This is a genomic window from Actinomadura latina NBRC 106108 (genome assembly GCF_001552195.1).
GTDB lineage: Bacteria > Actinomycetota > Actinomycetes > Streptosporangiales > Streptosporangiaceae > Spirillospora > Spirillospora latina.
In genome coordinates this window covers 110,065-134,090 of record NZ_BCQS01000017.1, presented here as the reverse complement: position 1 = coordinate 134,090, position 24,026 = coordinate 110,065, and the positions used below count along the sequence as shown (strand labels likewise).

Sequence of the window (24,026 nt, the reverse complement as noted above, 5' to 3'; positions counted from 1 at the left end):
GGCCGGTACGGCCGTCCCGCCGGGCGCGGGGTAGGCGCGCTCTACGCGAGCTTGTAGAGGACGGGCATAGCCTTCGTGCCGTTGGCCCGCAGGTTGGCGCGGACGAACGTCAGGAAGCTCGGCTTCGTGAACTGGTGGACGGCGAAGCGGGCGAGGCCGTGGTCCCAGCGCGCGTGGTTGACCAGGGTGAAGGGGGCCTCGCCGATCGGCTGGAGCAGGGTGGAGTTGTCCAGGCCGGTCTCGGCGGCGTACCAGCCGGCGAGGTGCTCCCACAGTTTCGCGGCGACCTCGGGATCGTCCGCCGCGAAGTGGTTGAACAGGAACAGGCCCTGGCGGTTCTTGTCGACGTCCCCCATCCGCTTGACGTTGCGGAGGGTGGTGACGCGGGTCTCCCCCGCCGCGTCCAGGAGCTGCCCGTACTCGGCCGTGTCCCGGACGCCGTCGATCGTCTCGGGCGCGGTCGTCTCGATGAGGACGACGGCGTCGAAGCGCGGGGCGCCCGGGACCGGCGGCATCAGCACCGCACGGTAGACGGTGGCCTTCACGACCGTGTCGAGTGCCTCCAGGCGGGACGCGTGCGCCTTCAGCGCGGCCAGCACCTTGTCGCGGCGCGCGCTGCGCCGCACGAACGGGGCCCGGCCGGGCGGGTCGACCGCGGCGCCGACGTAGACGTAGCCGTACGGGGCGGGTTCGCGCAGCGCGGCGCGGGGATACTTCGTGCTCGGGTTGCGGATCGTGACCGTCATCGGTGATCCCTCCCTCGGTTCACTGAGTATCTGCTCATTACAGTCTGGGTGAGTGCTCACTCAGACGTCAAGCGGCCGCCCCTTGTCGTCTGTCTGACGATATGTGATCATTGCGGGCATGTCAGTGCATGTTCCGCTGGGTCCGCTGCTCGATCCGGCCTTCCATCTGGGGTCGGTGCCCACGACGTGGGCGGAGCTTCTCGGCTTCACGACCGGCGCGGTGAACGTGTGGCTCGTCGTCCGGCAGAACATCCTGAACTGGCCGATCGGCATCGCGAACGTGATCCTGCTGGGGCTGGTCTTCCTCGACGGCGGCCTCTACGCCGTCCTGTACGTCATCTTCCTGACGCTGTGCGTGTTCGGGCTGCTGGCCTGGCGCCGTGACCTGCTCGCCCGCACCCCGGCCCCGGAACCGGCGGCCGCGTGAAGTACGCGCATGGCCTCGTCATCGGCAAGTTCTATCCGCCGCACGCCGGACATCGCCATCTGATCGACACCGCGGCGGCGGCGTGCGCGCGGGTGAGCGTGGTCGTCGCGGCGTCCACCGTCGAGAGCATCCCCCTGGCGCTGCGGACGGCGTGGCTGCGCGAGACGCACCGGCAGCCGCACGTGGAGGTCTTCCCGGTCGTGGACGACGCGGACATCGACTACGAGTCCGACGAGATCTGGTCGGCGCACGTCGCGGCGTTCCGGGCGGGACTCGCGATGCGGTCGGGCCTCGGCGTGCCCGTCCCGCCGGTGGACGCGGTGTTCAGCTCCGAGGCGTACGGACCGGAGCTGGCCGAGCGTTTCTCCGCCGTCCACGTCGCGGTCGACCCGCCGCGCGGCCGCTTCCCGGTCAGCAGCACGGCCATCCGGGCCGATCCCGTGGCGAACTGGGAGTTCCTGGCGCCACCCGTCCGGGCGCATCTGGCGCGGCGGGTCGTGGTGGTCGGCGCCGAGTCGACCGGGACGACGACGCTGGCCCGCGCGCTCGCCGCCCACTACGCGTCGCGGGGCGGCGTCTGGGCCGCGACCCGGTGGGTGCCCGAGTACGGCCGGACGTTCACCGAGGAGAAGCTGGCCGCCGCCCGCCGCGCCACCGGCGACCCGTCGCTGTGGCTGGACGCCCTGATGTGGGAGCCGGCGGAGTTCCTCCAGATCGCCGAACATCACGCGGCCCTGGAGGACGCGGCGGCGCGGTCGGGTTCACCGCTGCTGGTCTGCGATACCGACGCATTCGCGACCGCCATCTGGCACGAGCGCTATCTCGGCGTTCCGGCGCCCGAGGTGGAGGCCGTCCACGAGCGTGTGGGGCATCACCTGTGGATCCTCACCTCGCCGGAGGGCGTCCCGTTCGAGCAGGACGGCTGGCGCGACGGCGAGTCGATCCGGTCGTGGATGTCGGGCCGCTTCCAGGAAGAACTGGCGAAACGGGACCTGCCGCACATCACCGTGTCAGGTCCCCACGAACACCGCCTGGCCGCCGCCGTCACGGCGACCGACGCCCTGCTGGCCGAGGGCTGGACCTTCAGCGACCCGCTGACCCCCTAGCCCGGCCTTTCGATCAGTCGACCAAGAGGAGTTCGGTGACGTAGAACTCCTTGATGTCGGCGATCACCAGGTACTCGGCGATCCCCTTCACGCCCTCCCTGAGCGAGAAGGAGTAGTGAACGCCGACGGTGTCCAGCGGCACCCCCGGGGGCGGGCGACCGACGTCGATCGCCTCGCCGCCGCGCTTGGCCAGGTCGCAGAACTGCCGGTTGAGGACGCTCTCCACCGGCTTCGGCATGGCCAGAAGGACATTGACCACCTTCTCGGTGCAGAAGACAGTCCATCCACGGTGGTGGAAGGTCATCCGGCGCCGTCGCGGCGTTCGAGCCGGCGCTGGACCTCCGACAGCGGCACGAGGTCACGGCCGGCCCGCGCGTCCGCGAGCCGCTTCTCCCGGCTGGGGTCCTGCGCCAGGACCGCCTGCCCCCACCAGACGAGCATCACCTCGTCGAGGTCGGCCCCGACTTCGGCGGTCGTGACCTGCTCGATGAACAGCGCGCGCTTCTCCTCGGGCAGCCGCTCGCTGATGCCCTTGATCGTCCGCGGGATCCCGTAGGCGGGGCCCGAGAACGGCACGGAGGGTTCCAGTGGTTCTGCGCTCATGTCGCTCCCGTCCGTCCGGTTCGGCCCCCGCTCGCCCGTACACCGGGGACCCTACTAGGCCCCGCCGACAGGACGGAGGACCTTCTGTCGCGACGGCCGGGCGCGGCCGACTACGAGGTGATCTCGACGGTGCCGCGGTCCCCCGGCTGGATCGACTCCACCGGTGGCGTTCAGGTGCGCGGCACGTCCGGGTCGAGGCGGAAGAGGTCCTCGTCGATCCGGTCGAGGGCGAGCCGGACGGCGCCGAACCCCACCGACTCGTCCCCGAGCTGGGAGCCCTCGATCCGGACGGGGGCCAGGCACAGCGGCCGCACCCGGCGCCGCAGCTCCGCGACGAGCGGCCCGCCGAACCGGACCAGCGGCCCGCCGATGATGATCATCTCGGGGTCGAGCGCGAGGGCCATCGCCGCGACGCCGCGCGCCATCCGGGCGGCGAGCGCGTTCACCAGGGCCTTCGCCTCGGCGTCGCCGCCGGCCGCCGCGTCCAGGACGCGCGCTGCCGCGGCCAGCGAGGCCTCCCCGGCCAGCGCCGCGGCGGTGTCGCGCAGCCCCAGCTCGGGCAGCATGCCGATCTCGCCGGCGGCGCCCCCGCGGCCCCGGTGCAGGCGCCCGCCGATCAGCGCGCCCGTCCCGGTGTGCAGCGCGGCGTACACGCACACGACGTCGTCGGCGTCCCGCGCGGCGCCGCGCCACCGCTCGGCCATCGCGGCGAGGTTGGCGTCGTTCTCGGCGAGGACGGGGCAGGGGAACGAGCGCCCCAGCTCGCGGGCCAGGCGGACGCCCTCCCAGCCGGGCACGGCCGTGCAGGACGTGACCGTCCCGTCCGGCGCGACGACGCCGGGGGTGCCGGCGCCGACCGCCCACAGCGACCGCCGGGGGATCCGCACCGCGCCGAGGCACGCCCTGACCGCGGCGCGCACCGCCGCGATCCGCTCGCCGGGCGGAGCCTCGACGTCCAGCGCGGCACTGTGGCCGCCGACGACCTCTCCGGTGAGGTCGGCGACGAGCAGCCGCACCCGGTGCGCGTCGACGTCGATGCCGAGCGCGTGCCCGGCCTCGGCGCGGAACCGGTAGCGGCGGGCGGGGCGGCCGATCCCGGCGCCCGGACGCGGCGCGCTCTCGGCGACCAGCCCGCGGCGGATCAGCTCGCCCAGCACACCCTCGGTGGTGGGCCGGGACAGCCCGACCCGTCCGGCCAGCTCCGACAGCGTCGCCTCGCCGCCGTCGCGGAGCGCCCGCAGCGTCGCGGCCGAGTTGAGGCGGCGGAGCACGGAGGGGTCTCCCCCGTGCAGCGGATGTGGCGACACGGCACCTCTTGACGGCGGGCGATCGGCGGATGCTTGCGTTATGCCGTGCGCGGTTTCGGCAGCGCCAAGGATACCCAGGTCAACAGGGGTGATCGAGGCCGTGAGCGGCTCCGCGCCCGCGATGGCCGGAGCCGGACCGCCGGAGTCAGCCGCCGTAGGTCAGGCCGTGGCCGAACGGGAACAGGGGCTTCTTGCCGTCGCCCCTGTTGATGGGCTCCTGGTCGCTGCTCCGCATCCACGTCACCGGGAGCTTGCCCCAGGGAGCGGCGTCGCCGTAGAGGACGTCCGCGACGCCTTCGCCTTCCGTGCCGGGCAGCCACGCCGCGACGAGCGCGTCCCACTTCGGCAGTTCCTTGGCGATGTCCAGCGGACGGCCCGACACCAGCACCACGATCACCGGGACGCCGGCGCCGCGCAGCCGGTCGATGGTCTTCAGGTCGGTGTCGTCCAGTGCGAGGTCACCGGTCCGGTCGCCGTGGTACTCGGCGTACGGTGCCTCCCCCACCACGGCGATCGCGGCGTCGTAGGACGAGTCGACGCCGGTGCCGTCCTTGCTGTAGGTGACGGTCGCGTCCGGGTCGGCGGCCTTGCGGACGCCGTCCAGGATCGTGGTGCCCGGCGTGATCGGGCCCGGCGCGCCCTGCCAGGTGATCGTCCAGCCGCCGGACTGCATGCCGATGTCGTCGGCGCTGCGGCCCGCGACGAACACCTTGTCGTCGTCGTCCAGCGGGAGGACGTCGTCGTCGTTCTTCAGCAGCACCTGCGACTCGGCGACCGCCCGCCGCGCCAGCCTGCGGTGCGCGGCGCTGCCGATCGTCTTCAGGTACCTGCGGTCGGCCATCGGATGCTCGAACAGGCCCAGCTCGAATTTCTTCGTCAGGATGCGGCGGTTCGCGTCGTCTATGCGGGAAAGGGGGACGTCGCCGTCCTTCACCGCTTCGCGCAGGTAGTCGATGAACCGGCGCCACTCCGTCGGCACCATCACCATGTCGATGCCGGCGTTGATCGCTGCGGCGACCTCGTCCTCGGTGAACCCGGGCCTGCCGTCGATCTCGTCGATGCCGTTGTAGTCGGACACGACGAACCCCTTGAAACCCAGCTCGCCCTTAAGCACGTCCGTGATCAGGTACTTGTTCTGGTGCATCTTCAGCCCGTTCCACGAGCTGTAGGAGATCATCACCGCGCCGACGCCGCGCTTCACCGCCGCGCGGAACGGCGGCAGGTGGACCGCGCGCAGCTCCTTCTCCGGGATCCTCGCGTCGCCCCGGTCGTCGCCGCCCTCGGTACCGCCGTCCCCCACGAAGTGCTTCGCCGTGGCCAGAACGGACGTGGGGCCGCCCAGCTCGTCCCCCTGCAGCCCGTCGATGATCGTCGTCATCATCGACGGCAGCTCGGGCACCTCGCCGAACGACTCGTACGTCCGTCCCCACCGGTCGTTGCGTGCGACGCAGACGCAGGGGGCGAAATCCCAGTCGACGCCCGTCCCCGCCATCTCCGCCGCGGTCGCGGCGCCGATCGCGCGGACCAGCGCCGGGTCGCGGGCGGCGCCGAGCCCGATGTTGTGCGGGAAGATCGTCGCGCCGGCCATGTTGCTGTCGCCGTGCACCGCGTCCACCCCGTACATGATCGGGATGCGCAGCGGTCCGGCGAGCGCGGCCTTCTGGAACCCGTCGTACATGTCCGCCCAGCTCTGCGGCGTGTTCGGGTCGGGCGCCGACCCGCCGCTGGACAGCACCGACCCGATCCGGTACCGGGTGATCTCTTCGGGGCCGACGTACCGGCGCTCCGGCTGCGTCATCTGGCCGAGCTTGTCGTCCAGGCTCATCCGGTCGAGCAGGTCGTCGACCCGGTCCCCGACGGACAGGTGCGGGTCCAGGTAGGGGGCGGGGCCGGGGTCCGCCCGGACGGGCCCGCCGTAGGCGGCGAGCGCCAGCGCCGCCAGCATGCCGAACGCCGCAAGCCGGGACCGCATCGCACGCAGGCTGTACATGCGGAAGGTTTTTCCAGGGTTGATCAAACGCAACGCAACCGGATATCAGCGCATGGGCAATATCTGCCGCTCAGCACCGGGCAAAGGGCCCTCGATCGGGATCGAACCGACACCTCCGGGACCACAACCCGGCGTGCAGACCACTACACCACGAAGGCCGTGTCTCCGGCAGGAATCGAACCTGCGACCTCCGGGTCCGCAACCCGGCGCGCTCTCCACTGCGCCACGGAGACGTGTTTTCTACGTGAGGTGCCAGGAATTGAACCCGTGTCCTCACCTGGCGCGGAGGGTGCGAGATTCGAACTCGCGCAGGGGTGACCCTGACCACGGCTTAGCGGGCCGCTGCCTTTCCGCTCGGCCAACCCTCCGGGAAACAAAAAAGACCGCCCGTGATCTCCGGGCGGCCGCGGACGGTATTTCTCACGTCCCTCGACGACTCCCGAGACCAGAAAGGCTGCTGCTGCGCATTCGATGACGACGCATCTTCCCTCTCCTTCCGGTCTCGTTCCGTCTGACGCCCATGGTGCCGGGGCGGTTCCCGCCCCGGCAACCTATTTATCGGCCAGGGGAAGCCTGAGCGGCGTCTCGTCCGCGTCCGGCAAGGCGCGCTGTCACACGCGCCCGGCCCGGCCTGGGTGCCGCTCGCGGACGGGCCCCTCCAGGGCCGCGCTCAACGCCCGGAGCGCGTGGTAGACGCGGACCTTGACCACGTCTACCGGCACCCCCAGCGAGGCGGCGGCTTCGTTGACCGACCGGTCCCGGAAGACCGTCTCGGTGAGGATCTCACGATGCGCGGACGGCAGCGCCTGGAAGGCCCGGGCGACCACCGCGGGGCGCATCCGCTCCCCCGGCATACCGGGGACGAACGAACCGGTGTCTTTGCCCATTCGCAGTGCCACGCCGCAAACCTCGCACCCCGGCGCCCCGCCCGCCCCCTCCTTATGCCCGCGTTAAGGAAGCGTTGAGGGTGGGATTCAGTGGGATTGGGTGAGGGGGGTGCCGGAGGCCAGGAGGGCCAGGGCGGCGGCGCCGTAGAGGCCGGCGTCGTGGTCGAGGGCGGTCGGCGATACGCGCAGGTCGCGGAGGTAGGGCATGCCGGCGCGTTCGGCGATCGCCTTGCGGAGCGGGTCGAGGAGGAGGTCGCCGGCGGCGGCGACGCCGCCGCCGAGGACGACGTTATCGATGTCCAGGACGGCGGCGGTGCCGAGGATCGCGGTGGCGAGGGCGCTCGCGGCGCGCTGGAAGGCGGCGAGCGGGATGCGGGCGCCGTCGCGGGCGGCCGCGGCGAGGGCCTTGGCGTCGGGGCGGCCGGTGGCGAGGGTCCAGCCCTGGGCGAGCGCCCAGCGGACCATGCTGGGGCCGCAGGCGATCGTCTCCAGGCAGCCGCGGGCGCCGCACACGCAAGGTTCGCCGTCGTGGTCGACGAGGACGTGGCCGATGTGGCCGGCGTTGCCGGTGCGGCCCGTCCAGGGGCGGCCGTCGAGGATGAGGCCGCCGCCGACGCCGGTCGACACGACGATGCCGAGCAGGGACGGGCCGGTGTGGCCGCCGCGCCACCATTCGCCGAGGGCCATGCACTGGGCGTCGCCCGCGAGGGAAACGGGGACGCCGGGGACGAGGCGCTGGACGGCGGCGACGAGCTGGTAGCCGCGCCAGCGGGGGATGTTGATGGGGCTGACCGTGCCGGCGGCCGTGTCGATCGGGCCCGCCGAGCCGATGCCGACGCCGGTGACGGCGGAATCGGCGAAATCGGCGACGAGGCCGCGGAGCGTGGCGGTGGGCGACTGCCCGACGGGGTGCTCGGCACGGTCGAGGAGCGTCCCGGACGGGTCGACGCGGGCAACGGCGAACTTGGTTCCGCCGATGTCGACGGCGAGGACGGTCACGACGCGATCCCCGGGAGCACTCGGTAGAGCGTGCCCTTTCCGGTGAGGGCGGCGGCCGGGGCCCCGGCGGGGATGAATGCGGCTTCGCCCCGGCTGAGGGTCAAGGACGCCAGCCGGGCCTCGCCGTCCAGGCAGAGCAGTGTCTGGGGGAGGCCGGCGGGCAGTTCCTCCGGGTCGTCCGTGAGGCCGTGGCGGACGAGGGTGAATTCCTCGGCGGAGGTGCTGTATCGGTTTCCGGCCGGTTCGACCCGGGCCGGGGCGGACGGGGCGAACTCCACTACGCGCATCAGTTCGGGGATGTCCATGTGCTTGCCGGTGAGGCCGCAACGCAGGACGTTGTCCGAGTTCGCCATGACCTCGATCGCGAGGCCGCCCAGGTAGGAGTGGGGGACTCCGGCGGCGAGGAAGAGCGCTTCGCCGGGCTTGAGCCGGACGTGGTTGAGCAGGAGCGCGGCGAGGATTCCAGGGTCGCCGGGGTGGGCGCGGGCGATGTCGGCATAGGCGCCGGTGAGGACGGGTTCGACCGCTGAGAGGACGGGGCGGGAGCTCTCGTCCAGCATCTGGGTCAGGACGGTGCGCAGCGCTTCCGCGGGCGGGTCCGTGCGGAGGGCGGTGATCCAGGGGCCCAGTTCGGGGACCGCGAGGCTCTCCAGGAGGACCGCCGTTTCCCCGGGGTCGCGAAAGCCGCAGAGGCCGTGGAAGTCGGTGAGCGCGCAGACCATCTCCGGCTTGTGGAAAGGGTCCGTGTAGGTGCGGGCGGGGTCGTCGATCGGGATGCCGCGCGCCTCTTCGGCGGCGAAGCCCGCCTCCGCCTGCGCCGTGGTGGGGTGCACCTGGAGAGACAGCGGTTTCTCGACGGCCAGCACTTTGAGCAGGTACGGGAGCGTCGGGCCGAAACGGGCCACCGAGGACGCGCCGAGCATGCCGGCCGGGTCGCGTTCGATGAGGACGTTGAGCGGCGTCCCGTCCACCGACGAGGGGGCGGCCGGATGCGCGCCCGCCCACAGCTCCGCCTGCGGACGGCCGGTCGGCTCGGCGCCGAGCAGCTCCGGCAACGCGGTTCGCGACCCCCAGTCGTAGGGCCGGATCACGGTGGACAGCGGCAGGGGCACCAACCCGCGCGTTCTCCTCAATCGGTGCGCCACGTCGGGAGGTCGGCGCTCGTGAAGGACAGGGTACAAGTGCCGGGCCGCCGCGGGCGCGGAGCCCGGTGCACGTGATCAACGCGACACCCGGTTGAACCCCCGGCCGCCCCTCCCTCGAACTGTTGGACAGGGACGGCGCCCGGCGGGCCGGACCCTCTAGGATGAACGCCGGGGAGGTGGTGGACGTGGGCAAGCACAACAAGCCGGCGACGCGGTCGTGCCCCGGCTGCAACGGGACCGGGACCAGCACCGCCACCCACGAGAGATGCAACGTCTGCCGCGGCACCGGACGCATCTGACCGGTCACCGCGCCCGCCCCCGCCCGGACAGGGCGACCAGGGCCATCGCGCAGGACGTCCAGGCCAGGACGGCGTAGCCGCCGGCCGAGAGGACGACGGCCGACAGCAGGCTCGCGGCCGCGGCGAGCGTCCAGACGGCGGCGTCGACGGCGCCCTCGACGTGCGGGCGGTCCGCTTCGGGGAGATCGCGGGCGAGCCGTCCGCTGCCCCCGACGAAGCACAGGTTCCACCCGTAGCCGAGGAGGAACAGCGCCACGGGGCGTCCCAGGTGGCCGGTCGCGACGGCCGCGAGCGCCGTCGACAGCGCCAGGGTGAGCAGCCCGCCGACGATCACGGGGCGCGCGCCGAACCGGTCGAACAGGCGGCCCGTCACGGGAGACAGGGCGAACATGCCGAGGGTGTGCGCGGACAGGGTCATCCCCACCAGGTCCAGGCCGTCGCCGTGCATGTGCATGTCCAGCGGCGCGGCGGTCATGACGGCGACCATCACGACCTGCGCCGTCGCCATCACCGTCAGCGCGGAGCGGGCCGCGGGCGTCCGGATCAGGGCGCGCAGCGGCGGTGCCGCCTGCCGCGCCGACCGCCCGCGCGGTGCCCCGCCGGCCGCGATCGCGGCGATCGCGCAGGTGAGGACGGCGAGGAGGAACGGGCCCGTCAGCGCCGGGAGGCCGGCGTCCCCGGCCAGGGCGCCGGACGGGTCGAGCAGCAGCGGGCCGCCGACCGCGCCGGCCGCCGCGGACCACACGACGAGCCCAATGGCGAAGCCGCGCCGCCCGGCCGGGTGGAGGTCGGCCGCCGCGTAGCGGGAGAGCTGGGCGGCCGCGTTGCCGAGGCCGAGCAGCAGCATCCCGGCGCACAGCCCGGCGACGTCGCCGTTCGCGACCGCCACGGCGGCCAGGCAGGCGCCCGCCGCCGCGGCGGTGTAGCCGAGGACGAAGGCGGCGCGGCGGCTCAGCCGGCCCGCCAGCCGGGTCAGCACGAGCGCGCCGGCGCCCGTCCCGACGATGCCGGCGGTGCTGGGAACGCCGCCCCAGCCGGCGCCGAGCCGGTCCGCGGCGACGAGCGTGCCCGTCGCGCTCGCGACCGCCATGGACGCGTTCATGAGGGCGGTGCCCGAGCACAGGGCCGCCATGGGACGTGAGCGCTTCGTCATGCCTTAACGCTATGAACGTCGATCTTTCCGATGAAGGGCCGATCGATGGTGATCGGGCCCTGCCGCCTCTAGTTTGGAAGGACTTTCACCGGAAGGACTTTCAGCATGGACAGAGAGCTGGACCAGACCGACTGGCGCATCCTCGCCGAGCTCCAGCGGGACGGGCGCCTGTCGTTCAGCAGGCTGGCGGGGCTGGTCAATCTCTCCTCCCCCGCCGTCGCCGAGCGGGTGCGGCGGCTGGAGGAGTCGGGCGTGATCACCGGCTACCGGGCGCAGGTCGATCCGGGGCGGGTCGGGCAGCCGCTGACGGCGTTCGTCCAGATGCGCTGCGCCCTCGGCCGCTGCCTGCTGAAGACCACCGCGGCGGAGGACCTGCCGGAGGTCACCGAGATCCACAAGCTGAGCGGCAGCTGGTGCTCGATGCTCAAGGTGCGGGTCGCGTCGATGCAGCACCTGGAGGGGCTGCTGGAGCGGCTCGGCGAGCACGGCGAGATGAACTCCCACATCGTCCTGTCGACCGCCTACGAGGGACGCTCCGTCGCACCCCCGGAACCCGGCGCCCGGACGGTCACGGCCTCCGGCGGTTGGACCCGCCGGGAGCCTTCCGGGACGTGAAGCGGCGGCACGGACGTCCGAGAAATGGTTGAATCGTGCGCTATGTGGCACTCGTCACTGCGTTCCAAGCCCTGGCGACGGAGGTATCAGCCTGGTGTTCCCGTCGATCTCGACATCCCAGACATCCCCGTCACACAGTTCCTCGACGATGCCGCCGACCAGTATCCGCGCAAACCGGCACTGATCTTCTTCGGCCGGCAGATCTGCTACCGCGACCTGCGCGAGGCCGTGGACCGGTTCGCCGACGGGCTGCACCGGCTCGGGGTCCAGCCCGGCGACCGGGTGGCGCTGATCCTGCCGAACTGCCCGCAGCAGGTCATCGCGTTCTACGGCGTGCTCCGCAGAGGGGCCATCGCCGTCCAGCACAACCCGCTCTGCACCGAGGAGGAGATGCTCCGCCAGCTCGCGGACTGCGGCGCGCGCGTCGCGGTGGTCCTGGATCGTTCCTTCGCGACGGTGCGGGCCGTGCGGTCCCGGCTGCGGCTGGACCACATCGTCGTGACGTCCGTGCTCGACTACCTCCCGGCGCCCCGGCGGGTCGCGCTGCGGCTGCCGCTCGTGCAGATGCAGCGGCGGCGCGCCGCCATCACCGCGGACGTGCCGCACGATCCGGGCGTCGTCCCGTTCAAGGACCTGCAGCGGCCGCCGCGGCAGCCGGTGCGGCAGCTGCCCGTCGACCCGCGGCGGCACCTGGCGGCGATCCAGTACACGGGCGGGACGGAGGGACGCCCCAAGGGCGCGATGCTGACGCACCGGAACCTCGTCGCCAACGCCTGCCAGCAGCACGCGTGGGACGTCGGCGGGCGGCGGCCGGGCGAGGACGTGACGCTGGCGGTCCTGCCGCTGTTCCACTCGTTCGGCCTGATGAGCTGCCTCGTCGCGCCGGTGATGACGGCGGGGGCGGTGGTGCTTCTGCCGCGCTATGACGGCGACCGGGTGGTGCGCGCGATCCGCAAGTACCGGCCGACCATCTTCCCCGGCGTGCCGACGCTGTACGACCAGGTCCTCGACAGTCCCCGGTTCCGGCCCACCGACCTGCAGTCGCTGCGCGTCCTCATCTCGGGCGCGATGAGCCTGACGCAGGACACGATCGACCGGCTGGAGCGGTTCGGCGCGAAGGGGCTGATCAACTGCTACGGGCTCACGGAGTCGTCCCCCGCCGTCACGGGGAACCCGCTGGACGGCACCGCCCGGAACCTGACCGTCGGGCTGCCGCTGCCCATGACCGACGTCGTCATCGTCGACCAGGAGGAGCCGACGCGGGTCCTGCCGCCCGGCGAGGCCGGCGAACTGGTCGTGCGCGGGCCGCAGGTCTTCGCCGGCTACTGGAACGCGCCGCTCGCCACCGCGCAGACCCTGTCGAAGGGCTGGCTGCGCACGGGTGACATCGCCGTGATGGACGAGGACGGTTTCATCACCATCCTGGAACGGATGCGGGACATGATGAAGGTGAGCGGCTTCACCGTGTTCCCGACCGAGGTGGAGAAGGTGCTGCGCCGCCATCCCGCCGTCCACGACTGCGCCGTGGTCGGCGTGCCGGACGCCCGGCGCGGGGAGCGCATCATCGCGCACGTGGTGGAGCACCCCGCCTACCCCTTCTCGGCCGAGGAGCTGCGGCGGCATTGCAAGCGGTACCTGTCGCACTACAAGGTCCCGTCGGAGTTCCGTCCGCGCACGGAGCTGCCCAGGAACCTGCTGGGCAAGGTCGTCCGGCAGCGGCTGCGGGACGAGTTCGCCGAGTCCCCGGACGACCGGATGGGGTCGGCCCAAAGTGGTTGACTGGGCGGGTGCAGACCGAGGCCGTCCAGTCCGCGCTGTTCGCGCGGCTCGTTGAGATCGGGCGCGGTTCGGCCCGCGCCGCCGCGTCATCCCCGGAGACCTTGTACGACCGGCACGGCGTGCTGGTGGTGCGCGTCGGCGACGTCGTGGTGAAGGCGCATCAGGCCGACCGTGAGCACGGAACCCCGTTCCTGGAGCGGATACGGCTGGCGACCGCCCTCCCTGATCTCGTCATAGCGCCGCTGGGCCCGCCTCTCACCGTGGACGGCAGGACGGTCACGGTCTCGCCGTTCGGTGAGCCGGTCGACCCGGCCCAAGACCTTCCCTGGGAAGAGGGTGCGCAGCTGCTGGCGGCTCTCCACTCGGAGGGAATTCCGGCTGAGGCGCCGTCGTGGGGACGTCCGGCACGTGTGGCCCGGCTGGTCGCGCGGCTGGGCGAAGGTCCCGCCGAGGACGCCGTGCGACGCGGGTTCGCCACTCTTCCCGCGTGGATACGCGGCGAGGAGGACGAGCCCCCGGCTCGGAGGGAACACCTCATCCACGGAGACTGGCACCTCGGCCAGATGGTCCGCGCCCGTGACGGGCACTGGCGGCTCATCGACATCGAGGACATGGGCAGAGGCGACCCGGCCTGGGACCTCGCCCGTCCAGCGGCGCTCTACTCCGCCGGAGTCCTGCCCCCCGACGACTGGGAGCGGTTCCTGGGCGCGTACAGGGCGGCCCGCGGCCCGGCGGTCCCCGCGCAGGACGACCCCTGGACGAGCCTGGACATACCGGCACGAAGTCTTGCGATCCAGATAGCCGCCACGTGCGTCATATCGGCGGGGAGGGACGAACGAGCACTCGACGAGCCGGAGCAGGCGATGATCGACGCCTGCGTGAGAATATCCGCGACGGGGGACGCGGCATGACGTAGCGCGAAACCTGCCCTACATTTAGCCTCTACCTGGGGATCCATACCGGAAGGACGACAAGGCGATGCACTGCCCTAAGTGTCGTGGCGTGATGCGGACCTACACCCGCAGCGGCGTCCACATCGAGCAATGTGACAGCTGCCGGGGGATCTTCCTCGACTACGGCGAGCTGGAGGCCCTGGCCCAGATGGAGGCGCAGTACCGGACGGCGCCGCCGCCCGCCGCGGCGCCGGGATGGGGAGCGCCCTCGCCGTCGGTGCACCACCATCACCACGGGCACCGCCGCCCCCACCACGGCAGCGTGTTCAACATGCTGTTCTCGACCTGACCTGACCTGACCCGACCCGATGCGGCCCGCCCCTGACGAGGCGGGCCGCGCCCGTCACAGGCGCACCCGTCACAGGCGGGGGTCGACGGGCTCGGACTCCAGCGCCAGGACGGCGAAGACCGCCTGGTGCACGCGCCACAGCGGTTCCCCGGCGGCGAGCCGGCCGAGCGCCTCGGCGCCGAGCGCGTGCTCCCGCATCGCCAGCGACCGCTTCCGGCCAAGGGACCTGCGGCGCAGCCGGTCGAGGTTCTCCGGCTCGGTGTAGTCGGGGCCGTAGATGATCCGCAGATACTCCGGCCCGCGGCACTTGACGCCCGGCTGGATCTTCGCGTCGCCGGGGAGCGGCCCCAGCGGTTTGACGACCATCCCCTCGCCGCCCGCCGCGGTGAGCTTCTCCCACCATTCGGTGACGGCGGACTCCGACTGCGGCGACCCGAGGGCGGCGGTCACCGACTCCGTCCGCTGGATCAGCCCGCTCGTGTCGCCGTCCGCGAGACGTTCCGCCACGGCCATGTGCCACTCGTGGTCGCGTGCGTCCGCCCAGGAGCGGCCTTCCCCGGCGAGGATCTGGAACGGGGCGAACCGCAGGCCGGCCAGCCCGTCGACCGTCCAGCAGTACCGCGCGTAGGCGTCACGGAAGCGGGACGCGTTCACGGCGCGCTTGTCGATGTGCTCGCGGAGCCCGCCGAGGTCGAGGCCGCGTGCGTCAGCGCGCGCGAGAACGTCGGACGCCATCGGCAGGGCCGCGCGGGCCGACGCGCCGGTCGCCGCGTACTGCGTGCGGATGAGGTCCATGGCCTTGGCCGACCACGGCAGCAGCTCGCCGTCGACGACGAGCCATCCGGTGTCCAGTTCGTCCCACAGTCCCGCGGCTCCGATCGCGGCGCGGAGCCGGTCCAGGACCTCGGCCGTGCGGGACGGGTCGCGGAAGAACGGCCGCCCGGTGCGCGTGTAGACGGCGCCGGCCGTCCCGTCGGCCACGCCGAAGCGTTCCGCCGCGACCGCGGCGTCACGGCAGACGACGGCGACCGCGCGGGACCCCATGTGCTTCTCCTCGCAGATGACACGGGTGATGCCCTTGTCCCGGTAGGCGGCCAGGGCCTCGGCCGGGTGCTCCAGGTATCCGGGCAGCGCCGAGGTGTCGGCGGGCGCCATGGTGGGCGGCAGGTAGACGAGCCAGCGCGGGTCCACGGCGAACCGGCTCATCACCTCCAGCGCCGCCATCGCGTTCTCCTCCCGGACGGCGACGCGGCCCATGAGGCGGGTCTCGACCCCATCGTTGCCGAGGACGTCGCCGATGTTGAGGACGTCGTTCTCCCGCTGCCCTCCCGCGGAGAAGTTCTCCAGCGGACGCGTCGGCTCGTACCAGACCTGCCGAGCCGGAACCGACGCGAGCTCACGCTCCGGATAGCGCAGCGCGGTCATCTTCCCGCCGAACACGGCACCGGTGTCCAGGCAGATGGTGTTGTTGACCCATTCCGCCTCCGGGACGGGCGTGTGCCCGTACACGACCATCGCCTTGCCCCGGTAGTCGCGAGCCCACGGATACCGGACGGGAAGCCCGTACTCGTCGGTCTCCCCTGTGGTGTCGCCATAGAGCGCGAACGAGCGGACCCGCCCGGACGAACGCCCGTGGTACTCCTCCTTGAGCCCGGCGTGGGCCACGACCAGTCCGCCACCGTCCAGCATGTAGTGGCTGATGAGGCCGTCCATGAACTCCAGTGCGCTTTCGCGGAACTCGTCGTCCTCGGCCGCGAACTGCTCCAGGGAGACCTCAAGGCCGTGCGTCACCCGCACCTTGCGTCCGCGCAGGGCACGGACGAGTTTCGCCTCGTGGTTGCCCGAGACGCACAGCGCGTCGCCGGCGGCCACCATGCCCATGACCAGACGCAGCACGCCCGGCGAATCCGGCCCGCGGTCGACGAGGTCGCCGACGAAGACCGCCGTCCGCCCGCCGGGGTGGTCGGCGCCCACGGCGCGGCCCTGCGCGTCCCGCTCGATCTCGTAGCCGAGGCCGCCGAGCAGGTCCTCCAGCTCCGCGCGGCACCCGTGCACGTCACCGACGATGTCGAACGGGCCGGTCAGCTCCCGCTTGTCGTTCCACGCCTTCTCGTAGGCGATCGTCGCGGCGTCGATCTCCGCCGCGCCGGTCAGCACGTGGTAGCGGCGGAACGCGCGGGTCAGCTCCCGCATCCCGCGCCGCAGCTCGCGCCGCTGGCGCGGGATCACGTGCGGCGGCAGGTCCCGGTCGGGGCGCGTCGCGTTCCGTTCGGCGGCGAGGCCCTCGGGGACGTCCAGGACGATCGCGACCGACAGGACGTCGTGGTCCTTGGCGATGCGCAGCAGCGCCTGCCACGCCTTGGCCTGCACGTTGGTCGCGTCCACCACGGTCAGCAGCCCGCGCCGCAGCCGCTTGGCCACGATGTAGTGGAGCAGCTCGAACGCGTCGCCGGACGCGGACTGGTCGTTCTCGTCGTCCGACACGACCCCGCGGCAGTAGTCGGACGAGACCACCTGCGTGGGCTTGAAGTGCTTGCGCGCGAAGTGGGACTTCCCCGACCCGGTCACGCCGACCAGCACGACGAGCCCCGTCTCCGGAACCTTGATCTCGGTCATCGGGTGAAGACCCCCATCTGGGTGGGCGCGCCGACCTCGGGGTCGTCGTCGCCGACGGGCACGTGGCGGACGCGGTAGCCGTGCGCGGCGGCCACCCGGTCCGACCAGGCGCGGAACTCGGCCCGCGTCCATTCGAAGCGGTGGTCGGAGTGGCGCATCGCGCCGGGCGCGAGCCCCTCGTAGCGGACGTTGTGCTCGGCGTTCGGGGTCGTCACGACGACCACGCGGGGCGCGGCGTGCCCGAACACGACCCGCTCGACCGCGCCCAGCCTGGGCGGGTCGATGTGCTCGACGACCTCCATCAGCACGGCCGCCTCGTAGCCGCCGAACCGTTCGTCGGCGTAGGTCAGCGCGCCCTGGAAGACGTCCCGGAGGCGGTCGTTCCCACGGCGCGGCCGGTCGTCCCAGCGCAGCCGCCGCCAGGCGTGGCCGAGCGCGCGGTGCGAGACGTCCGCCCCGGAGATCTCGCTGAAGAAGTCGTCCTTGAGAAGCTGCGCGAGCAGTTTCCCCGAGCCGCAGCCAAGGTCGATGACGCGGCGGGCGTTCTCGTCGCGCAGCGCCTGCACGACCGACTGGAGGCGGCGCTCCGCGAGCGAAACCGTCTTCTCGTCCTCCTCGTTGGGCGTCGGCTCCTCTTCGACCTGCACGGGGTCGAGTTCCTCTTCGGACGCGTCCTCGGCGTCGGCGAGCCGCCCCAGCGCGGTACGGACGAGCCCGCGCCGGTTGGCCAGGTAGCGGCGGGTGATGGCGCCCCGGTCCGGGTGCGCGCCGAGCCAGCCCTCCCCCGCCCTGATGAGCTTGTCGACCTCGTCCGGCGCCAGCCAGTAGTGCTTCGCGTCGTCCAGGACGGGCAGCAGCACGTACAGCTGGTTGAGCGCGTCGGCAAGGCGCAGCGTCCCGGTCAGCGTGAGCGTCACGTACCGGGAGTCGCCCCACTCGGAGAACTCCGGATCGAGCGGAACCGGCACCGCCGACACGTCCCAGCCCAGCGGCGCGAAGAACCGTTCCGCCTGCCCCGGGCCGCCTCTGCAGGGAAGGGCCGGCAGGACGATTTCCAGCGGAATCGGCGACTCCGCCAGTTCGGGACGCAGATTGCACCGTCCGCGCATGGCGGTACGGAATACGTTCGCCATCGCGGAGGCGAGCAGTGACGAGGCCGCGTAAGGGCGGTCGTTCACATATTGGCCGAGGGAGAAGTCCGGGGTGCCTCTGCCGCGCGTGCGCACGAGCTTGACTGGATCGACGTCGAGCAGGAGAGCCGCCGTGCAGCGCTGCTCCTCGGCGTCCGGATAGAAGACGTGCGCCGTGCCGAAGGACTGCTCGAACCGCTGCACCCGGTCCGGATGCTTGTGCAGGAGGAACCCCAGGTCGGTCGCCTGGCCCATGGTCGTCGTGATCGTCAGAAGCACGCCCCAAGTGTGGCGGACATAACCGGATGACCGGCATTCCTTTTTCCGGCAGAATGCGGCGCGACATGAGCAGACATCGCCGCCGGACGACCGCGCAGGAGACCGTGGCCATCCTTGAGCGCGGCTCCTACACGGCGCCTTCCGGCCGCGCCGTCTCGATCGCGGACGGCCTTGCCCGCGCCGTCGAGGGCACCGTCCTCTACCGGCCGGACGAACTCGACGCGCTCCTCGACGTCTTCGCCTAACCGGGACCTTCCTCCTCCTGCACGTAGGAGGCGATGCCCCGGACGAGGAGGTCGAGCCCGAACTCGAACCGTGCCTCGCCGCCCTCGGCGGTGAGCTCGTCCACCATGTCGACGAGGTTGGGGTAGCGGTCGGGCGGCAGGGCGGCGAAGTACTCCTGGACCTGCTTGATGTACTTCCCGAAGTGCTCCCACGGGTCCTCGCCCGCCGGCGCCTTCGCGAGGTTGATGGTGTCCTCGACGGCGTCGGCGTCGAGGAACATGCCGAGGGTGTCGACGGCGATACCCGCGACCCGTTTCGGCACGCCGCCGGCCCGCATGAGCGCGAGGTGCGCCTCGGCGACGTCCATCAGGTGCGGGCCGGTGGGCACCATCCCCATCGACACCGTCGCGATGTCGCGGTGCGAGGTGTAGACGCGGCGGATCTCGCGCGCCAGCTCCTTGAGCTGCTCCTGCCAGCGCGCCGGGTCCGGGACGGGGATCCGGATCTCGGCGGCGACCCGGTCGAGCATCAGCTCGCGCACGTCCCGCGGCCGGGACACCGCGGACGCGGGCTACCGCTGGCGCTGGGTCGCCCTGTTCGTGATCCTCGCCGGCGAGATCATGGACATGCTGGACGCGCTGATCACCAACATCGCGGCCCCCACGATCCGGGCCGAGCTGGGCGGATCGGCCGCCACCATCCAGTGGCTCGCCGCCGGGTACACGCTGTCCATGGCCGTCGGGCTCATCACCGGCGGCCGGCTCGGCGATCTCTACGGCCGCAAGCGGATGTTCGTCATCGGCGCGGCCGGCTTCACGGCAGGGTCGCTGCTGTGCGGCGTCGCCGCCTCCCCCGGGATGCTCATCGGCGCCCGCGCGATGCAGGGCCTGTTCGGCGCGCTGATGCTGCCGCAGGGCATCGGGATGATCAAGCAGATGTTCTCCGCCACGGAGATGGGCGCCGCGTTCGGGCTGTTCGGCCCGGTCATGGGCCTGTCGTCGGTCGGCGGCCCGGTGCTGGCCGGCTGGCTGATCGACGCCGACCTGTTCGGCACCGGCTGGCGGATGATCTTCCTGATCAACCTGCCGCTCGGCGCCGCCGCCGTGCTCGCCGGGCTGAAGTTCCTGCCCGCCGGACGGGCCGAGCACGCGACCCGCCTCGACCTCCCCGGCGCCGCCCTCGCCTCGCTCGCCGCCGGCCTGCTCGTCTACCCGCTCGTCCAGGGCCGCGAGCACGACTGGCCGCTCTGGACGTTCCTGATGATCGCCGCGTCCCTCGCCGTCTGGGGCGTCTTCGCCGGGTACGAGACCCGCCGGCAGCGCGCCGGCGACGACCCGCTGATCGTGCCGAGCCTGTTCCGCAAGCGCGGCTTCACCGGCGGCCTCGTCGTCGGCCTGGTGTTCTTCTCCGGCATGGCGGGCCTCGGCCTGGTGCTGGCCCTGTTCTTCCAGCTCGGGCTGGGCTTCTCGCCGTTCAAGGCGGGGCTCGCGCAGATCCCCTGGTCGGTCGGCATCATCATCGGGTTCGGCGTCGCGCAGGCCGTGCGGCGCTTCGGCCGCAAGGTGATCCACGCGGGCATCGCCGTCATGGCCGCCGGCATCGCCGGAACCTACGCCACGCTCCAGTACGCCGGGATCGACGTCACCGCCTGGCAGCTCGTCCCCGCGCTGACCGCGACCGGCCTCGGCATGGGCATGCTGATGGCGCCGTTCTTCGACACCGTCCTCGCCGGGGTCGAACCGGAGGAGACCGGGTCGGCGGGCGGCACGCTCACCGCCGTCCAGCAGCTCGGCAGCGCGCTCGGCGCCGCCGTCCTCGGCACGATCTTCTTCGGGCTGCTCGGCGGGCACGTGGCGGCCGCCGCCGACGACGGCGCGTCCGCGCTGCGCCGCGACCTGGCCGCCGCGTCCGTGCCCGCCCCGCAGCAGGACCGGATCGTGGCCGGCCTGCGCGACTGCGGCCACGACCGCGCCACCGCCAAGGACCCCGTCGCCGTCCCCGCGTCCTGCCACCGGCTGCAGGACGACGTCGAGGCCGCCATCGCCGCCGCGCCGCAGTCGGCGCCCGCCGTCCAGAAAGCGGTCGCGCGGGCCGGCGAGCACTCCGCGAAGGCCGGCTTCAGCGACGCCATGAAGATCACGCTGTGGGTCGAGGCCGGGTTGCTCGGCCTGACGTTCCTCGCCGCGTTCCTGCTGCCGATGCACCCGCGCCCGGAGGAGGAGACGGCCTGACCGAACGGGAAGGCCCGCGGCAGGCTCGCCCGCCGCGGGCCTTCCCGCCTGTCAAACCTTGCTGAGGACCTCCGACGCCAGCAGTTCCAGGTGGTCGAGGTCGTGCATGTCGAGGACCTGCAGGTAGATGCACTCCGCGCCCAGCTCGCCGAACTTGCCGATCTTGTCGACGAGCTCGCCGGGCGTCCCCGCCAGGCCGTTGTCGCGCAACTCCGGCACCTCTCGCCCGATGGCGTCGGCGCGGCGCCGCACCTCGGCCTCATCCCGGCCGCAGCAGACGACCTGGGCGGCGGAGTACACCAGCGGCTTCGCCCGGCCCGCCTCCGCGGACGCCGCGCGGACCCGGCCGAACGCCGCACCGGTCTCGTCCACCTGGTGGAACGGGACGTTGTACTCGTCGGCGTAGCGGACCGCGAGCCGCGGCGTCCGCTTCGCCCCGAACCCGCCGATGATGATCGGCGGGCCGCCCGCCTGGACGGGCTTGGGCAGCGCGGGCGACTCGGCCAGCGTGTAGTGGTCGCCGCTGAACGAGTACGTCTCCCCGGCGGGCGTCCCCCACAGCCCGGCGAGGATTTCGAGCTGCTCCTCCAGCCGCTCGAACCGCTCCCCGAGGCTCGGGAACGGGATGCCGTAGGCGGTGTGCTCCTGGTCGAACCAGCCCGTCCCGAGACCGAGGTCGACGCGTCCGCCGCTCATCTGGTCGACCTGCGCGACCGCGATGGCCAGCGGCCCCGGGTGCCGGAACGTCGCCGCCGTCACCAGCGTGCCGAGCCTGATCCGGCTGGTCTCCCGGGCCAGCGCGCCCAGCGTGATCCAGGAGTCGGTCGGGCCCGGCTCACCGGTGACGTCGCCCATCTTGACGAAGTGGTCGGAGCGGAAGAACGCGTCGAAGCCGAGGTCCTCGGCCGCCTTGGCGACCGCCAGTTGTGTGTCGTAGCTCGCCCCCTGCTGGGGCTCAGTGAAGATCCGAAGACGCATGGCTCCATCCTCGTACGCCTCCGGCCCGGGTCGCGCCACCGGGTCGGCGCCGCTCGGTGATCTTCGTGCGGACCACGGCGCGGTTGTTCGCCTCGTCGGTGTCGGTGACCGGCGAGACCGCCGTCCAGGACGACTCCAGGACCGTCCCGGCCCGGACGTCCTCGCGCGGCACGGCCTCGAGGTGCAGCGCCCGCGACTCGCCGGCCCGGAGCGATCCGACCGCGCACCGGTAGACGCGCCCCGTCGGGACGCACGCGGTGTCCCGTCCGACGACCTCGATCGGCCCGCCCGACTCGACGGTCACGTTCCCGGCCGTGGCCGGGCCGAGGTTGCGGACCCGCAGCGTGTACGGGATCTTCGCGCCCTTCCGCGCCGTCGCCGGAGCCGTCTTCGTCAGCGCCAGGTCGGCGGTCCGCGCGACCCGCACGGCCGGGAACCGGCGGGTGACATGCGCCTTTCCCCACGTCACCGTCCCACGCGGGCTGATCGTCTCGCCGGGCTCGGCAAGCCGGGACACCTTCGCCCTGACGACGCCGACGGCCTTCCGCCCCCTCCTGACAGTGCCGAGGTGGCACACGACCCTCTGTCCGGCGGGCCTGCAGTCCCTCTCACCGGACACGAACGCCAGCGATTTCGGCAACGTCGTCCTGAACACCGCCTGGCCGGAACTCTTCGGTCCCTTGGCGGTCACCGTGAACGTCCACTCGTAGATGCGCCCGGGAACGACGGCCTGCCCGGGACTCTCCATACGCAACACGACCCCCTTGGGCCGCACATGCCCCTTGGACTGCGCATGCGCCTTCGGCTTGACGTGCACCTTTGGCTTGGCGTGCGTTCTGGGTCTGGGAGCCGGTTTGGAGACGCTCCCTTTGTCGCTCTTGTGCGTGGTCGGGCCGGGACCGTCGGCGTAGGCCGTTGCCGGCGCGGCCCCCAGCAGCGGTGCGGCGGCGAGCAGTGCCAGGCCGCGCCCTTTCCATGTCCGGACCATGTTGAGACCCCCCGTGGCCTGCGGATTCCTTGCGGACACTCCGTTCTAGCGACCCCCGAACCGGCCGCCTAGCGCCCTGGCGGCGTGTCGTCGCGGGTGGCATCACTGAGCGGCGAACATGTCCAACTTGCTGCGGTGTAAAGGGAGAACGCTGTTGAATCAGCCAATACCGACCCCCCGACCCGTGGAGTTGTCATGGCCGTCTTCGGCGTCGACTACGCGTGGGGACGCCCCGGCGCCGCCGCGTTGAAGCGAGCCAGGGTGAAGTTCGCGTGCCGGTACCTGTCGCACGACACGACCGGCAAGAACCTGACCCGCGCGGAGGCCGACGACCTGTCCGACGCGGGCATCTGGCTGGTGGTCGTCTGGGAATCCACCCCGCAGCGCCCGCTGGCCGGACGCTCCGCCGGCGCGGCCGACGCCAGGGCCGCCGCCGCCCAGGCCGCCGCCTGCGGCATGCCGGACGACCGCCCCGTCTACTTCGCCGCCGACTGGGACGCCACCGCCTCCCAGCAGGACGAGATCAACGCCTACCTGGACGGCGCCGCCGGCGTCCTCGGCCGCGACCGAGTCGGCCTCTACGGCGGCTACGGCCCCGTCCACCGCGCGTTCGAGGCCGGGAAGATCACCTACGGCTGGCAGACGTACGCCTGGTCCGGCGGCCGCTGGGACGCCCGCGCGCAACTCCAGCAGTACTCCAACGACCACACCATCAACGGCGTCGGCGTCGACTACGACCGCGCCGTGAAGAGCGACTACGGGCAGTGGCGCGTCGGCGTCTCGCCCGAGGGAGAAGACGACATGCCCGACTACGTGTCCGTCGGAACTGACACCGAGCAGCAGCTTTCACCGGGCAAGTGGACGAACGTCTCCTGGGACCACGAGTACTCCGACTCCGAGCACCAGCACAACAACCCGGGCGGGCCCAGCCTCATGACCGGCTCCGCCCGCTACAGCCTCACCGTCGCCGCGACCGTCACCGGCGTCCCCGCCGGCACCCTCATCCAGGCCCGCGCCATCGAGGTCGAGATCGCGGACACCAGCAAGTACGAGGTGGGCCCCATCCAGGACTTCCTCTCGGTGGGCGCCACGACCAACCTCGTGTACGCCCTCTCCGCCGACACCGTCCGCTCCGGGCACCGGGTGCGCTTCCAGCTCGTCCAGCACGGCGATTCCCCGGCGACCGTCACGGACGGCAGCGCGAAGGTCTTCTTCTGGCGGTGACCGGTCAACGGCCGAGGCCCCTGTCCCCGTCCGATCGTCCGCCGCACCTGCGGGGCT

The 24,026-nt window shown here is 72.3% G+C and carries 23 protein-coding genes and 3 tRNA genes; 9 read left to right on the top strand and 17 right to left on the bottom strand.

Annotated elements, in window-relative coordinates:
* Nucleotides 1-41: 41 nt before the first annotated feature.
* A complete protein-coding gene (locus tag AL2_RS22295; protein ID WP_067636490.1) occupies nt 42-746 on the bottom strand; it encodes a hypothetical protein in 705 nt (234 codons plus the stop codon).
* Between the two features lie 118 nt (nt 747-864).
* On the opposite strand from AL2_RS22295, the gene AL2_RS22290 reads away from it, so the two are divergent.
* Complete coding sequence (locus tag AL2_RS22290; RefSeq protein ID WP_083946774.1) at nt 865-1,173, top strand: nicotinamide mononucleotide transporter family protein; 309 nt, start codon at nt 865-867, stop codon at nt 1,171-1,173.
* A complete protein-coding gene (locus AL2_RS22285) occupies nt 1,170-2,279 on the top strand; it encodes an AAA family ATPase (RefSeq protein WP_067636486.1) in 1,110 nt (369 codons plus the stop codon). Before AL2_RS22290 ends, AL2_RS22285 begins: the two co-directional genes overlap by 4 nt.
* A 13-nt stretch (nt 2,280-2,292) precedes the next feature.
* Here AL2_RS22285 and AL2_RS22280 read toward each other — a convergent pair whose 3' ends face one another.
* From AL2_RS22280 to AL2_RS22230, 11 genes are all read right to left on the bottom strand, one after another.
* On the bottom strand, nt 2,293-2,517 hold the full coding sequence (locus tag AL2_RS22280) for a hypothetical protein (protein ID WP_157438298.1): 225 nt from the start codon (nt 2,515-2,517) through the stop codon (nt 2,293-2,295).
* A gap of 62 nt (nt 2,518-2,579) precedes the next feature.
* Nucleotides 2,580-2,882 carry a hypothetical protein gene (locus AL2_RS22275; RefSeq protein WP_067636482.1) on the bottom strand — a complete coding sequence of 101 codons (303 nt, stop codon included), beginning with the start codon at nt 2,880-2,882 and terminating at the stop codon, nt 2,580-2,582.
* A gap of 170 nt (nt 2,883-3,052) precedes the next feature.
* On the bottom strand, nt 3,053-4,189 hold the full coding sequence (locus AL2_RS22270; protein WP_218003690.1) for an ROK family transcriptional regulator: 1,137 nt from the start codon (nt 4,187-4,189) through the stop codon (nt 3,053-3,055).
* Nucleotides 4,190-4,334: 145 nt separating this feature from the next.
* Nucleotides 4,335-6,161 (bottom strand): glycoside hydrolase family 3 protein, encoded by a 1,827-nt coding sequence (locus AL2_RS22265; protein ID WP_067636633.1) that lies wholly within the window; start codon nt 6,159-6,161, stop codon nt 4,335-4,337.
* Between the two features lie 104 nt (nt 6,162-6,265).
* Nucleotides 6,266-6,337, bottom strand: a tRNA-His gene (locus tag AL2_RS22260).
* Between the two features lie 2 nt (nt 6,338-6,339).
* Nucleotides 6,340-6,412: transfer RNA gene (locus tag AL2_RS22255), tRNA-Arg, on the bottom strand.
* A 50-nt stretch (nt 6,413-6,462) separates the two neighbouring features.
* A tRNA-Ser gene (locus AL2_RS22250) sits at nt 6,463-6,547 on the bottom strand.
* Nucleotides 6,548-6,790: 243 nt separating this feature from the next.
* Nucleotides 6,791-7,078 carry a sigma factor-like helix-turn-helix DNA-binding protein gene (locus AL2_RS22245; protein ID WP_245666830.1) on the bottom strand — a complete coding sequence of 96 codons (288 nt, stop codon included), beginning with the start codon at nt 7,076-7,078 and terminating at the stop codon, nt 6,791-6,793.
* A gap of 75 nt (nt 7,079-7,153) precedes the next feature.
* The gene (locus tag AL2_RS22240) at nt 7,154-8,065 is read right to left on the bottom strand and encodes an ROK family protein (protein ID WP_067636478.1); all 912 of its coding nucleotides are present in this window, start codon (nt 8,063-8,065) and stop codon (nt 7,154-7,156) included.
* On the bottom strand, nt 8,062-9,177 hold the full coding sequence (gene manA / locus AL2_RS22235; RefSeq protein WP_312032865.1) for a mannose-6-phosphate isomerase, class I: 1,116 nt from the start codon (nt 9,175-9,177) through the stop codon (nt 8,062-8,064). Before manA ends, AL2_RS22240 begins: the two co-directional genes overlap by 4 nt.
* A 336-nt stretch (nt 9,178-9,513) precedes the next feature.
* Nucleotides 9,514-10,662 carry an MFS transporter gene (locus AL2_RS22230; RefSeq protein WP_067636475.1) on the bottom strand — a complete coding sequence of 383 codons (1,149 nt, stop codon included), beginning with the start codon at nt 10,660-10,662 and terminating at the stop codon, nt 9,514-9,516.
* Nucleotides 10,663-10,767: 105 nt separating this feature from the next.
* Between AL2_RS22230 and AL2_RS22225 the strand changes: the two genes are divergently transcribed.
* The 4 genes from AL2_RS22225 to AL2_RS22210 all read left to right on the top strand — a co-directional run bounded on the left by AL2_RS22225 (nt 10,768) and on the right by AL2_RS22210 (nt 14,298).
* On the top strand, nt 10,768-11,277 hold the full coding sequence (locus tag AL2_RS22225) for an Lrp/AsnC family transcriptional regulator (protein WP_067636473.1): 510 nt from the start codon (nt 10,768-10,770) through the stop codon (nt 11,275-11,277).
* Nucleotides 11,278-11,319: 42 nt separating this feature from the next.
* Entirely contained in the window at nt 11,320-13,056 is a 1,737-nt protein-coding gene (locus tag AL2_RS22220; RefSeq protein ID WP_067636471.1) for an AMP-binding protein, read from the top strand.
* 8 nt (nt 13,057-13,064) lie between these two features.
* Nucleotides 13,065-13,967, top strand: coding sequence for a phosphotransferase family protein (locus tag AL2_RS22215; protein ID WP_067636469.1), 903 nt, complete (start codon nt 13,065-13,067; stop codon nt 13,965-13,967).
* 67 nt (nt 13,968-14,034) lie between these two features.
* Nucleotides 14,035-14,298 carry a TFIIB-type zinc ribbon-containing protein gene (locus AL2_RS22210; RefSeq protein ID WP_067636467.1) on the top strand — a complete coding sequence of 88 codons (264 nt, stop codon included), beginning with the start codon at nt 14,035-14,037 and terminating at the stop codon, nt 14,296-14,298.
* 69 nt (nt 14,299-14,367) lie between these two features.
* Here AL2_RS22210 and AL2_RS22205 read toward each other — a convergent pair whose 3' ends face one another.
* Together AL2_RS22205 and AL2_RS22200 are read right to left on the bottom strand one after the other, a co-directional pair.
* Nucleotides 14,368-16,914, bottom strand: a complete 2,547-nt coding sequence (locus AL2_RS22205; RefSeq protein WP_067636465.1) for a polynucleotide kinase-phosphatase — start codon at nt 16,912-16,914, stop codon at nt 14,368-14,370.
* Nucleotides 16,911-18,323 (bottom strand): 3' terminal RNA ribose 2'-O-methyltransferase Hen1, encoded by a 1,413-nt coding sequence (locus AL2_RS22200; protein WP_067636463.1) that lies wholly within the window; start codon nt 18,321-18,323, stop codon nt 16,911-16,913. The genes AL2_RS22205 and AL2_RS22200 overlap by 4 nt, the downstream gene beginning before the upstream one ends.
* 65 nt (nt 18,324-18,388) lie before the next feature.
* On the opposite strand from AL2_RS22200, the gene AL2_RS22195 reads away from it, so the two are divergent.
* Complete coding sequence (locus AL2_RS22195; RefSeq protein WP_083946790.1) at nt 18,389-18,568, top strand: poly(ADP-ribose) glycohydrolase domain-containing protein; 180 nt, start codon at nt 18,389-18,391, stop codon at nt 18,566-18,568.
* Here AL2_RS22195 and AL2_RS22190 read toward each other — a convergent pair.
* The gene (locus AL2_RS22190) at nt 18,565-19,107 is read right to left on the bottom strand and encodes a TetR/AcrR family transcriptional regulator C-terminal domain-containing protein (RefSeq protein WP_157438296.1); all 543 of its coding nucleotides are present in this window, start codon (nt 19,105-19,107) and stop codon (nt 18,565-18,567) included. The genes AL2_RS22195 and AL2_RS22190 overlap by 4 nt on opposite strands.
* Before the next feature lie 40 nt (nt 19,108-19,147).
* On the opposite strand from AL2_RS22190, the gene AL2_RS22185 reads away from it, so the two are divergent.
* On the top strand, nt 19,148-20,779 hold the full coding sequence (locus AL2_RS22185; RefSeq protein ID WP_245666827.1) for an MFS transporter: 1,632 nt from the start codon (nt 19,148-19,150) through the stop codon (nt 20,777-20,779).
* A 51-nt stretch (nt 20,780-20,830) separates the two neighbouring features.
* On the opposite strand, the gene AL2_RS22180 is transcribed toward AL2_RS22185, so the two are convergent.
* Both AL2_RS22180 and AL2_RS22175 read right to left on the bottom strand, forming a co-directional pair.
* The gene (locus tag AL2_RS22180) at nt 20,831-21,757 is read right to left on the bottom strand and encodes an LLM class F420-dependent oxidoreductase (protein WP_067636457.1); all 927 of its coding nucleotides are present in this window, start codon (nt 21,755-21,757) and stop codon (nt 20,831-20,833) included.
* The gene (locus tag AL2_RS22175) at nt 21,735-22,505 is read right to left on the bottom strand and encodes a DUF11 domain-containing protein (protein ID WP_067636455.1); all 771 of its coding nucleotides are present in this window, start codon (nt 22,503-22,505) and stop codon (nt 21,735-21,737) included. Before AL2_RS22175 ends, AL2_RS22180 begins: the two co-directional genes overlap by 23 nt.
* A 435-nt stretch (nt 22,506-22,940) precedes the next feature.
* Between AL2_RS22175 and AL2_RS39810 the strand changes: the two genes are divergently transcribed.
* Entirely contained in the window at nt 22,941-23,969 is a 1,029-nt protein-coding gene (locus tag AL2_RS39810; RefSeq protein ID WP_067636453.1) for a glycoside hydrolase domain-containing protein, read from the top strand.
* Nucleotides 23,970-24,026 lie beyond the last annotated feature (57 nt).

Excerpts from the sequence above, each read along its gene's own strand:
- AL2_RS22295 (WP_067636490.1), bottom strand. The coding sequence starts at position 746 with ATGACGGTCACGATCCGCAACCCGAGCACGAAGTATCCCCGCGCCGCG.
- AL2_RS22290 (WP_083946774.1), top strand. The coding sequence starts at position 865 with ATGTCAGTGCATGTTCCGCTGGGTCCGCTGCTCGATCCGGCCTTCCAT.
- AL2_RS22280 (WP_157438298.1), bottom strand. The coding sequence starts at position 2,517 with ATGCCGAAGCCGGTGGAGAGCGTCCTCAACCGGCAGTTCTGCGACCTG.
- AL2_RS22275 (WP_067636482.1), bottom strand. The coding sequence starts at position 2,882 with ATGAGCGCAGAACCACTGGAACCCTCCGTGCCGTTCTCGGGCCCCGCC.
- AL2_RS22265 (WP_067636633.1), bottom strand. The coding sequence starts at position 6,161 with ATGCGGTCCCGGCTTGCGGCGTTCGGCATGCTGGCGGCGCTGGCGCTC.
- AL2_RS22230 (WP_067636475.1), bottom strand. The coding sequence starts at position 10,662 with ATGACGAAGCGCTCACGTCCCATGGCGGCCCTGTGCTCGGGCACCGCC.
- AL2_RS22225 (WP_067636473.1), top strand. The coding sequence starts at position 10,768 with ATGGACAGAGAGCTGGACCAGACCGACTGGCGCATCCTCGCCGAGCTC.
- AL2_RS22220 (WP_067636471.1), top strand. The coding sequence starts at position 11,320 with ATGTGGCACTCGTCACTGCGTTCCAAGCCCTGGCGACGGAGGTATCAG.
- AL2_RS22210 (WP_067636467.1), top strand. The coding sequence starts at position 14,035 with ATGCACTGCCCTAAGTGTCGTGGCGTGATGCGGACCTACACCCGCAGC.
- AL2_RS22205 (WP_067636465.1), bottom strand. The coding sequence starts at position 16,914 with ATGACCGAGATCAAGGTTCCGGAGACGGGGCTCGTCGTGCTGGTCGGC.
- AL2_RS22195 (WP_083946790.1), top strand. The coding sequence starts at position 18,389 with ATGAGCAGACATCGCCGCCGGACGACCGCGCAGGAGACCGTGGCCATC.
- AL2_RS22180 (WP_067636457.1), bottom strand. The coding sequence starts at position 21,757 with ATGCGTCTTCGGATCTTCACTGAGCCCCAGCAGGGGGCGAGCTACGAC.
- AL2_RS22175 (WP_067636455.1), bottom strand. The coding sequence starts at position 22,505 with ATGGAGAGTCCCGGGCAGGCCGTCGTTCCCGGGCGCATCTACGAGTGG.
- AL2_RS39810 (WP_067636453.1), top strand. The coding sequence starts at position 22,941 with ATGGCCGTCTTCGGCGTCGACTACGCGTGGGGACGCCCCGGCGCCGCC.